General features: G+C 41.0%; 7 protein-coding genes. 5 read left to right on the top strand and 2 right to left on the bottom strand.

Annotation, left to right across the window (positions count from 1 at the left end):
• The first annotated feature begins 830 nt into the window (after positions 1 to 830).
• On the top strand, positions 831 to 1,316 hold the full coding sequence (gene nrdG / locus HMPREF1505_RS07715) for an anaerobic ribonucleoside-triphosphate reductase activating protein (RefSeq protein ID WP_036924321.1): 486 nt from the start codon (positions 831 to 833) through the stop codon (positions 1,314 to 1,316).
• Positions 1,317 to 1,444: 128 nt separating this feature from the next.
• Complete coding sequence (locus HMPREF1505_RS07720) at positions 1,445 to 1,990, top strand: YiiX/YebB-like N1pC/P60 family cysteine hydrolase (RefSeq protein ID WP_036924323.1); 546 nt, start codon at positions 1,445 to 1,447, stop codon at positions 1,988 to 1,990.
• A gap of 366 nt (positions 1,991 to 2,356) precedes the next feature.
• Here the strand turns inward: HMPREF1505_RS07720 and HMPREF1505_RS07725 are convergent, their stop codons facing one another.
• On the bottom strand, positions 2,357 to 2,590 hold the full coding sequence (locus HMPREF1505_RS07725) for a hypothetical protein (protein WP_036924325.1): 234 nt from the start codon (positions 2,588 to 2,590) through the stop codon (positions 2,357 to 2,359).
• Positions 2,591 to 2,773: 183 nt separating this feature from the next.
• On the opposite strand from HMPREF1505_RS07725, the gene HMPREF1505_RS07730 reads away from it, so the two are divergent.
• Complete coding sequence (locus HMPREF1505_RS07730) at positions 2,774 to 6,805, top strand: glycoside hydrolase family 2 TIM barrel-domain containing protein (protein ID WP_036924326.1); 4,032 nt, start codon at positions 2,774 to 2,776, stop codon at positions 6,803 to 6,805.
• A 294-nt stretch (positions 6,806 to 7,099) separates the two neighbouring features.
• Positions 7,100 to 8,353 (top strand): ATP-binding protein, encoded by a 1,254-nt coding sequence (locus tag HMPREF1505_RS07735; RefSeq protein WP_036924329.1) that lies wholly within the window; start codon positions 7,100 to 7,102, stop codon positions 8,351 to 8,353.
• 503 nt (positions 8,354 to 8,856) lie between these two features.
• Here the strand turns inward: HMPREF1505_RS07735 and HMPREF1505_RS07740 are convergent.
• Entirely contained in the window at positions 8,857 to 9,309 is a 453-nt protein-coding gene (locus tag HMPREF1505_RS07740; RefSeq protein WP_036924332.1) for a cupin domain-containing protein, read from the bottom strand.
• A gap of 229 nt (positions 9,310 to 9,538) precedes the next feature.
• Here HMPREF1505_RS07740 and HMPREF1505_RS07745 point away from each other — a divergent pair, with 229 nt between their 5' ends.
• Positions 9,539 to 9,907 carry a helix-turn-helix domain-containing protein gene (locus tag HMPREF1505_RS07745; RefSeq protein WP_004359338.1) on the top strand — a complete coding sequence of 123 codons (369 nt, stop codon included), beginning with the start codon at positions 9,539 to 9,541 and terminating at the stop codon, positions 9,905 to 9,907.
• The last annotated feature ends 680 nt before the right edge of the window (positions 9,908 to 10,587 follow it).

A 10,587-nucleotide genomic window follows, 5' to 3' on the forward strand; every position in this document is an offset into this window, starting at 1 on the left:
TAATAGGACTTCAAAAGGGCGTTAGTAAGGGTCTTAAAGGGCACCTTTTGCAAGCTAAAAGGGCGTCTTTACGAACCTAAAAGAGCATGTGTTGATTTTCATATGTTGAGTTTTTTATTACAAAATAGATAATTGTTTGGTTCTTCCGAAATGTGGAGTGCTAAACTAAACGTCTTATATAATAGGCACACAGAGTTACGGAGGGGACGGAGGTAACGCAATATCACAGAGGTGCCATCGGCACAAAGAGCGACGGAGGTGTAGCGTACAGCTCCTTGATAAATATTTAGGGATAAACGCTTTGTTGATAAATTGCTAATAGAATTTGCAAACAAGCTCCGTCGCTCTATGCACCGACGGTGCCTCTGTGGCTTCTATCGCTTTTTAATAATCCTCCGTTCTCTCCTTTTCTCCGTGTGACATTTCGTTAGAAACCTAACTTTAAGTGTCAAACCTTATCACTCCAAAATCCTGAAAACCTATAAATAAACCTTAGCATAAGTATAGGTTATGAGAGATAATGATTCATGATGAAAAAGCTTAGAAAGTCAGAGGTTATAAAGTTTGTTTTATAGAAAAGGTCCAATTTTGTAAACCAAACTTTATAAAAAAGTATGATTCTTATTAAGTGTGATTTATAAAAGATTAGTAAAGCTGTTGTCTCTTACAAATTTTATCAATAATTCCAGATAAAGTCTGCTTTGTTTAATACTTTCTTTATATCTTTGTAGGGTAGAAAATCGTTCACATAAAAGGAGGTAACACGGTGTTGTGTGGATGAAGGTAATCGCTTGAACATAAGCGTGTTTAGCAAAAAGAATCAGATAGTAATGCTTCGTTATATCAATACAGATATTGTCTTTCAGGAGTTTCCCGATGAGGTGACACTTGCCATTAATATTTCGGGATGTCCGTGTCGTTGTCCGGGCTGCCATAGTCAGTTCTTGTGGGCAAACAGGGGAGATGAATTGACGGCTGAAGCGCTGTCTGCACTGATTCATGGTGCGAAAGATACCATTACCTGTGTGGGGTTTATGGGGGGCGATGGCGACCCAGCGGCAGTCGACCTGCTTGCGAAATATGTCCAAGAACGTCACCACAGTTTGAAGGTTGGTTGGTACACTGGGCGCACAGCAATCTCTCCGCTCATTGATCAACAGCATTTCGACTATATCAAAGTGGGACCCTACCTCCGCCATCTTGGTGGACTCGATTCCCCACGTACTAACCAACGAATGTACCGCCGCTGCACAGATGGAAGCTTTGAGGATATCACTTCCCGCTTTTGGAAACATCAGACAGAGAGTAGCTTATAAGAAAAAAGTCTGTTCCACTTAACATTCTGCTTTAGAATCATTACCTTTGCAATCGCTTTACGGCTACTCCTAAATAATGGAAAATGTATTTTTAGAGTCCTTGTAAGTCAAAGAATAACAGAATAATAATGAAAAAGTTTAAGACAATAATCATGTTGCTATTGGTTGCTATTGCATTATATGCGCAGCGAACTCCAAGAGTGACGAATGATTTTAAGGAGGGAGACTTAATCTTTCAAGTATCGCAAAGTCGTCAGTCGCCTTTTATTCAATTAGCAACTAATTCTCCGTGGTCACATTGTGGTGTGATTGTAGAGAAGGAAGGCAAACTCTATGTGCTTGAAGCTTCTAATGTTGTCAAGCTCACTCCACTAAATGCATGGATTGATAGGGGTAAGATGGGAAGGTATAAGAGAAGACGAGTACTGAACAAACCTGTCAAAATTAAGTACGCTAAATACCTTGGTAAGCGTTATGATTTAGCCTTTAAGTTTAATAATGACAAGTATTATTGTTCTGAACTTATATATGACATCTATAAGGATCAGTTTGGTATTCAACTTGCTACGCCCAAGCCTATCAAGTCTTATCATATCTTCGGACTTGGTAAACTAATGAAAAGACGTGGCATGGACCCAAATCAGAAAGTCGTTGCCCCTTGTGACTTGTTATAGATTTGGCGGCATAACGGAAACCGAGTTCTCATGTTGTCTTGTACTCTCCACAAGTAACCTGTTAACTTGTCGGCTCGTTCACTCATTTAGCGTGCCACCCCCTCATGTCGCTTTGTTTTCTTAATACATTTCTATAAAACAAACTTTGCTGTCACTCCTATCACTCGAAAAACTCGTCTAACTTATTAGTTTACAGTGTGATTACTTGAAGTGTTAAAAGTGACAGCAAATAAAAACTAAACTCTTCTTGTAAGAAGTGTATTAGTCTCTTGCTTTTTTCAAGCCCTTCTCTCCCCATATATTATAAGTACTTACCCCTGTTCCCCTGTTACTTTGTCTTCCTTCACAATCAACTTTTTCTCTTATCTACTCGTCTAACTTGTCCACCTGTTCCCTTGTTACTTTGTCTTCCTCCACAATTAACTTGTTCACCTGTCCACTCGTTCCCTTGTCCACTTGTCCCCTTGTTACTCTGTCTTTCTTCACAATCAACTCGTTCACTTGTCCACTCGTTCCCTTGTCTACTTCCCTCGTTACTCTGTCTTTCTTTACAATCAACTCGTTTACTCGTCTACCCGTTCCCTTGTCTACTTCCCCCAAGAGTGTATTATTTACGTAATATCCTCCCTTTCCTATTGCTTATTTGTTTTTTTTTATTAACTTTGCCTACATTGATAAAAGAAGTGAGGTCTGCATGCTGAGTAACAACCTCATAGCGTCTTTGGAGAAACCTTGAAAGAGGCAGTCAGAGACAGATAAGACAGAATATAACACCTAACTATTATGCATAAACAATTTTTAATCGGTTTATTATTATCGTCATTAACAGCTGCACCTATACAGGCTGATGACTATCCTACTGGAGGCTATCTCTTCGGTCAGGCTACAGCACCAACTGGCAATGAATGGCAGTCACCCGGTGCACTGGGTTATAACAAACTGCCAGCTCGTGCGCTATTCTCTTCTTTCTCTTCGGTTGACGAGGCAAGAAAAGTATTACCAGAGTTTGCTAAGGATTACCTTTCTCTCAACGGAGAATGGAGTTTCCACTTCTCAAAGAACCCCGATGAACGTCCAAAAGACTTCTTCGAAAAGGGGTATGATGACAGCAAGTGGGACCATCTGCAGGTGCCAGTAAGTTGGAATATGGCAGGTATTCAGAAAGATGGAACACTGAAGTATGGTGTGCCAATCTATGTGAATCAGTGGGTTATCTTCAAATATAACATCGAACCGGGCGACTGGAAGAAGGGCGTTATGCGTGAACCGCCAAAGAACTACACCACTTACGAATATCGTAATGAGGTAGGTTCGTTTAGAAGAAGCTTTGACATTCCAACTACTTGGGACGGTAAGGAAGTCTATCTCAACTTTGATGGTGTAGACTCATTCTTCTATTTGTGGATTAACGGTCGTTACGTAGGCTTCTCAAAGAACTCACGCAATACGGCACAATTCGATATTACCCCTTATATCACTAAGGGAAAGAACGAGGTAGCAGTAGAGGTTTATCGTTCGTCAGACGGTAGTTTCCTCGAGGCGCAGGATATGTTCCGCTTGCCAGGTATCTTCCGTAATGTCAGCGTAACAGCTACTCCGAAGGTACATATTGCTGACGTGAAGGCTATCCCTTCCTATACAGACGGCAAGGGTACTGTTGAACTCAATACAACATTGCAGAACCTTACTACAAAGAATGCGAAAGATCTCCACCTTCGTTGGAGCATCTATAAGAACAGACTCTTTGCGGATGACAACGAGTTGGTGGCAACTTTCGAAGATGCGAAGGCAAAGACCACTTGTAGCAGCAACGGACAGACTGACGTTCGTCAGACTCTTACCGTGAACAATGCGGCAGCATGGACAGCAGAAGAGCCTAATGTCTATGTTCTTGTTGGTGAGTTGATGCAAGGTAAGAAAGTTGTTGAAACGATAAGTTTCCAAACTGGTTTCCGTACGGTTGAGATTAAGGATACACCAGCAAGTCAGGACGAGCTCGGTTTGGCTGGAAGATATTACTATATCAATGGTAAGCCAGTGAAACTCAAGGGTGTGAACCGCCACGATACCAACCCATTGACAGGTAAGGTTATCTCTCGTGAGCAGATGGAACATGAGATTATGCTGATGAAGCGTGCGAATATCAACCACATACGTACCTCTCATTATCCTAACGACCCTTACTTCTATTATCTCTGCAACAAATATGGTATCTACTTGGAGAGCGAGGCAAACATTGAGAGTCATGAGTACTTCTATGGCAAGGCATCGCTTTCACACGTACCAGAGTTCCAAGCAGCACACGTTGATCGTGTAATGGCAATGACTCACCAGCTTGTTAATCAGCCTTCAATCGTTATCTGGAGTTTGGGTAATGAGGCAGGACCTGGTCATAACTTCGTTGTAGCCTACGACTCTCTGAAGGCTTATGATGCTTCAAGACCAGTACAGTATGAGCGCAACAACGACATCGTGGATATGGGTTCTAACCAGTATCCAAGTATTGCTTGGACCCGTGATGCGGTGAAGGGTAAGATGGGTATCAAGTATCCTTTCCATATCTCAGAGTATGCCCATTCGATGGGTAACGCTGTAGGTAACCTCGTTGACTATTGGGAGGCAATGGAGTCTACGAACTTCTTTATGGGTGGTGCTATCTGGGACTGGATTGACCAGAGTATGTACAACTACACAAAGGACGGCAAGCGTTACCTTGCTTACGGTGGTGACTTCGGTGATACGCCTAACGATGGACAGTTTGTTATGAATGGTATTATCTTCGGTGATGAGACACCAAAGCCACAGTATTATGAGGTAAAGAAGGTGTATCAGTATATTGGAACAAGCTGGAAGGACGCTAAGACAGCTACTTTGGATGTATTCAATAAGAACTACTACTCTGATGATCTCAGTGGTTATGCAATGTCTTATAGCCTGACAGCTGATGGTGTAACCGTTAAGAAGGGCGACCTTGAGCTTGGTAGTGTACCAGCAAGAAGTCATAAGAGCATTACAATCGCAGGACTCAACGAGGGTCTTGACCCAAATAAGGAGTACCTCCTCCACATTACCTATCGCCTCAAGCATGACATGCCATGGGCAAAGGCAGGATATGTTCAGGCTGAAGAGCAGTTGCCTGTACAGGTAGCAGCGGTTCGTCCAGCTATCGCTGCAGCAGGTAAGGTGAATATGTCTGCCGTAAAGGACAATAAGATAGTCTTCTCTGGCAAGACCTTCACAACGACATTCGACCTCGCAAAGGGTACGATTTATAACCTTCAGTACGATGGTAAGACTATCATTGCAGATGGTTGTGGACCAGAGTTGAACGCTTTCCGTGCATGGGTTAACAATGACAACTGGGCTTACGAAGCGTGGTATGCAAACGGATTGAACAACCTCCAGCACAAGTGTACTAACTATACAACCCACGCAAATGCTGACGGTTCTGTTTCTGTTGTGTTCAATGTTGAGTCACAGGCACCTTATGGTTATCGCCTTGAGGGTGGCAATGCCAACTGGAAGAAGCTCATCGAATACAAGGAAAAGCCATTCGGTAAGGATGATTTCCGCTTTAATACACAAGTGGTTTATACTATCTTCCCTGACGGTAGCATTGAGAGCGAGAGCGCAATAACAAGTAATAAGCCTAATTTGACACTCGCAAAGTTGGGTTATACAGTACGTGTTCCAAAGGCACTCAGCTTGTTGAATTACTATGGTCGTGGTACAGTTGACAACTATCCAGACCGTAAGACGGGTCAGATGATTGGTCTCTATGAGCAGCAGAATGTTGAGGATGAATTCGTTGCCTTCCCTAAGCCACAGGATACTGGTAACCATCAGGATACTCGTTGGCTCTCACTCACTGGTAATACTGGTAACGATGCCCTCTATGGTGCTATCTTCGTGGCTAAGGATAAGATGAGTTTCTCTGCACTTCCTTGGTCGGATAATACCATTGCAATGGCTAACCATCCACACGAATTACCTCAGAGCGAATATACTTATTTGCATCTTGACATGGCAATCACTGGTCTTGGTGGTAACAGCTGTGGACAGGGTGGTCCGCTGCTGCGCGACCGTGTTATGGCAACGCCACACACCTTCGGTTATATGATTCGTCCGATGAACTCTGTTAAGACCAACGACCTCGTTAGCAATGCGAATGTAAGGCTTAATGGTGCCACACCACTTACCATCGTACGTGACGGTGAGGGCAATGTGACGATCAATGCAAATGGTGCGAAGGGCGATATCTACTATCGTGTTAACGACAGCAAGAAGACAGTGAAGTACACTGGTCCTGTTAGCTTGCGCAATGGTGGTACGATTTCAGCTTGGACAAAGGAGAATGATTGGCTCGTAGCTTCTCAGACCTTCTCACGTATTGAGAGCATCCCATTGTCAGTGGTCTTCGCTTCAAGTCAGGAGAGTGGTGAGGGTGATGCAAGTCACCTTACTGATGGAAATCCAAGCAGCTACTGGCACACAATGTACTCTGTTACTGTGGCTAACTACCCACACTGGGTTGACTTCGACTGTGGTGGCATGAAGACTATCAAGGGTTTCACCTACCTCCCACGTCAGGACAGTAACAATGGTAACATCAAGAAGTACAGCATTCAGGTAAGCAACGACGGCAAGACATGGGGTAAGGCTGTCGCTGAAGGTGAGTTTGAGAACAATAGAAAGGAAAAGACTATCCTCCTCACCACACCAGTCAAGGCTCGCTTCGTCCGTCTGACAGCCCTCAGCGAACAGTCTGGTCAGGACTTCGCAACAGGTGCTGAGTTCAAAGTGTTGGAGAAGTAAAGGGCTTATTATAGTCATTTGATAAATAAAAAGATAGGGAATCACAATTTGTCGTTCCCTATCTTTTTTGCGTTCTTACTAACTGTCTATAATCCGTTCGAATCATATTTGCATCCACTCGTCGTTCTATTTCAGCTATATAGTGCATGAAGTCTTTTATTTATGTATGTAACACAAAGCAGATTCTACCTTTCATACGTTAGAATTATCTTAAAATAGATTTGCTTTTATCTCAATAATTGATTACATTTGTAGTCGATAAAAATGCGGATAGGTGCAAAAATATAGAATAGAATGGAGATAAGACGTGATGCATTGCTCAAACGATTGATGGATTTGAGATATAATGGAATGATTAAGGTCATTACTGGTATGAGGAGATGTGGTAAATCATATCTTCTCTTCAGGTTATTCTCTGAGGCTCTAAAAGCTGAAGGTGTGAGTGATGAACACATTGTTATGGTAAATCTTGAAGACCGCAGAAACAAAGTGTTAAGAAACCCTGATAAGTTACTTGAATACATTGATAGTAGATTGAAGGATGATCAGATGCATTATGTTTTACTTGATGAAGTGCAACTTGTTAGTGATTTTGAGGACGTACTTAATTCGTACTTACAGGTAAAGAATGCTGATCTATATGTCACAGGTTCTAATGCTCGTTTCTTATCTAAGGATATAGTAACTGAGTTTCGCGGTCGTGGATTAGAGATTAAAGTACATCCTCTTTCTTTTCTTGAAATACGTAATGCAAAGCCGAATGAGCCTATTGAGAATCTTTGGGTAGAGTATATGACTTATGGTGGATTACCACAAGTAGTCACAATGACTTCCACTCAAGAGAAAGTCGACTATTTAAAAAGCTTGTTTAAGCATACTTATTTAAAGGATATCAAGGAACGTTATGATATAAAATTAGATAGTGATCTTGAAGAACTCATAAGCACGTTAGCTTCTACAGTGGGTGGCTTGACTAATCCAAGAAAGCTTGCTGATACTTTCCGAACAGTAAAGAAAAGTGCGATTAGTCAAGATACCATTAAAGTTTATATTGATTACTTACAAGATGCATTTATTATTGAACGCGCTCTACGTTATGATATTAAGGGTAGACGTTATATAGATACGCCTTCTAAGTTTTATTTTGAAGACTTAGGACTGAGAAATGCGCTTCTTAATTTCAGACAAGTAGAAAAAACTCACTTGATGGAAAATGCTATTTACAACGAATTACGTACTCGTGGAATGGCTGTTGATGTAGGTGAGGTCATTTGGAATACTAAGGACGAAGATGGGAAGAAGATTAGAAAGATACTTGAAGTAGACTTTGTTTGTAACCAAGGTTATAAGAGAGCTTATATCCAGTCTGCCTTCAGCATTCCTGATGATACGAAACGTGACCAAGAATTACAATCACTTAGAAGAATAGATGATTCGTTTCAGAAAGTGGTTATAATTGGTGATCATAGTCCTCGTTATCAGGATGAAGATGGTATTTTATTTATAGATATCTATGATTTCTTATTAGACAAGGGGGCTATAACATAGTGTTAGTTGACAAATGATAGGAAGTATATTAAGCACATAGCTATAGTGCTTTTGTTGTCCTGTATTTTCAAAGGGTAGGTCTTTTAGCTAATAGACTATATTTATATAAGAAAAAGGAGTGGAAGAAACGATATTTTCTTTCACTCCTTTTCGTTTTGTAGAAGCCTGAAATGTCACTAAATACAATGTTACACCTTATTTGAACTATTGCCTTAGAGATGGGGAAACATTCCTCTCACACCAAGCGATGAGCGTTGAGATGAGTGGAAATAGTTCTTTCCCAATGTTTGAAAGGACGTATTGTTTGTCGCTTTCAACAATAATCCGATCTTCTTTTAATATATTTATCGAGGCGGATAGGGGAGAGTCGGGCAGGTCATACCTTAACTCTTCGTAAGTTGCTCTGCCTTTCTTACCGAGTGTTTGGATAAGGCAAAGCGTGTCCGCCACGCATATCCGTGAGAGGATATTACGTATCGGACACGTAGGGAATAGTGGGTCAATTACCATTTTAGTTCTTCATTCAGTATCACACCATCGCCAGCAGGTGCATCATTCTCAGCAAAGCTGTTAGCCTTATACTGGATGCAGAGCATTAACATCTCGTCATTACCAGTATTCTTCAGCGCACGCTTACCTTCTGGAGCAACGCGAATAATACTACCTTCAGTCACAGGGAAGACCTCGCCATCAACCTGATACTCACCTTCACCTTTGAGGATAAAGTAAAGTTCCTCGTGTGTCTTGTGTGTATGAAGGAAACCACTATCTTGACCAGGTACAAGAGTCTGGAATGAAAGTTCGCTACCTGTCGTCTGTAATGCCTGACCAACGAATACCTTACCCGGAATCTCTATCTCTCCGAATGGGAGCACATAGTCCTTGATGTCGCTGAGTTTACCAACGTTTACTGCTGTGAAGTTCTTACCATTCTTGATCGTTTCAATTGTTTTCATAATTCTTTTTGTTTTATTGTTTTGTTTGTTTTGATAATGCAAAGGTATTGACTTTCAGTCTGTTCTACAAGTAGGCACACAAATGTCAGCCAGTTACCTTGAGGTAAGTAATACTGATAATAAAGCATTTAAAGGATACTCGTTTTACATAGTTTAACACTAAAAGGTGCGAGCCTTAGCTTATAATAGTTACTTTTGTGCAGTAATATGACTTAAAGAGCTTATAAGTATGAATAGAAACGAAGTCAGAGATGCCCTCTATCCTAACTGTCCTATAAGAAATGTACTGTCAAGAGTAGGGGACAAGTGGTCAATGTTGGTGCTTTTCACGTTGGAGAACAACGATTGCCAACGCTTTAAGGAACTGCAACGTAATATACCCGATATTTCTCAAAAGATGCTGACTGCAACGCTGAAGATGTTGGAGGGTGATGGACTTATTCATCGGGAAGTATTTCCAGAGATACCTCCCCGCGTTGAATATTCGCTTACGGAGAAAGGGAAAAGTCTACTACCGCTTATCGACAACCTCCTTTCATGGGCGAGTGAGAACATGGAAGATATTATAGAGTCGAGAAAACAGTATCTTTTAAAGTAGGCTTTTTAGAGGTCTTGGAGGTCAATTATCCAACTGTTAGTAATCCTCTTTGTAAGTATTTTTCGTCTACTCGATTTTTATTAAGGCTTAATTGCATTCGAATTAACGCCTTTTTGGCTTGCAAAAGGTGCTCTTTAAGACCCTTACTAACGCCCTTTTGAAGTCCAATTAAGCACCTTTTGAAAAGCAGTTTTGTAACTCTTTTATAACGAATGAGTTACAAAGGCTGTAAGGAAAGCGTTTTTTTGGCTGTTTTTGGTAAATAAATCAAAGGTAAATGTAAATAAAATTCAGAGCTGTGGGTTTCTTATAGGATATGAATTAATAAAGTTTACCATAGCTATAGAATTGATGTAGTAGCCATTTGTAGTACCTGAAAGCAACTAATAAACCGATAAGAAAGTATAGAATAGAACTCTAAAAGAATAATCAAAAAGGCTTAGTTAGCCTGCTAACTAAGCCTTAAACCCCAATCAATCATTAGACCACAATATGTTTGTTTCATATTATGGTATTGTTTCCTAACATCTTTTATTTTCTTATCGGCATCTTGTCTGCCTTTGTAACTTGACGTAGCCCGCTACGTCTGCGTTCCAAAGCCAAACAATCTACTCGATAATAAAACAAGATATGTTTAGGCTCTAATAACCGATTGGGGTTTTAAATATAACGTTACAAGA

The organism is Prevotella sp. ICM33, assembly GCF_000517825.1.
GTDB lineage: Bacteria > Bacteroidota > Bacteroidia > Bacteroidales > Bacteroidaceae > Prevotella > Prevotella melaninogenica.

What these genes read in the sequence shown, in the direction of transcription:
- HMPREF1505_RS07735 (WP_036924329.1), top strand. Translation starts at nt 7,100, where the DNA reads ATGGAGATAAGACGTGATGCATTGCTCAAACGATTGATGGATTTGAGA.
- HMPREF1505_RS07720 (WP_036924323.1), top strand. Translation starts at nt 1,445, where the DNA reads ATGAAAAAGTTTAAGACAATAATCATGTTGCTATTGGTTGCTATTGCA.
- HMPREF1505_RS07745 (WP_004359338.1), top strand. Translation starts at nt 9,539, where the DNA reads ATGAATAGAAACGAAGTCAGAGATGCCCTCTATCCTAACTGTCCTATA.
- HMPREF1505_RS07740 (WP_036924332.1), bottom strand. Translation starts at nt 9,309, where the DNA reads ATGAAAACAATTGAAACGATCAAGAATGGTAAGAACTTCACAGCAGTA.
- nrdG (WP_036924321.1), top strand. Translation starts at nt 831, where the DNA reads ATGCTTCGTTATATCAATACAGATATTGTCTTTCAGGAGTTTCCCGAT.
- HMPREF1505_RS07730 (WP_036924326.1), top strand. Translation starts at nt 2,774, where the DNA reads ATGCATAAACAATTTTTAATCGGTTTATTATTATCGTCATTAACAGCT.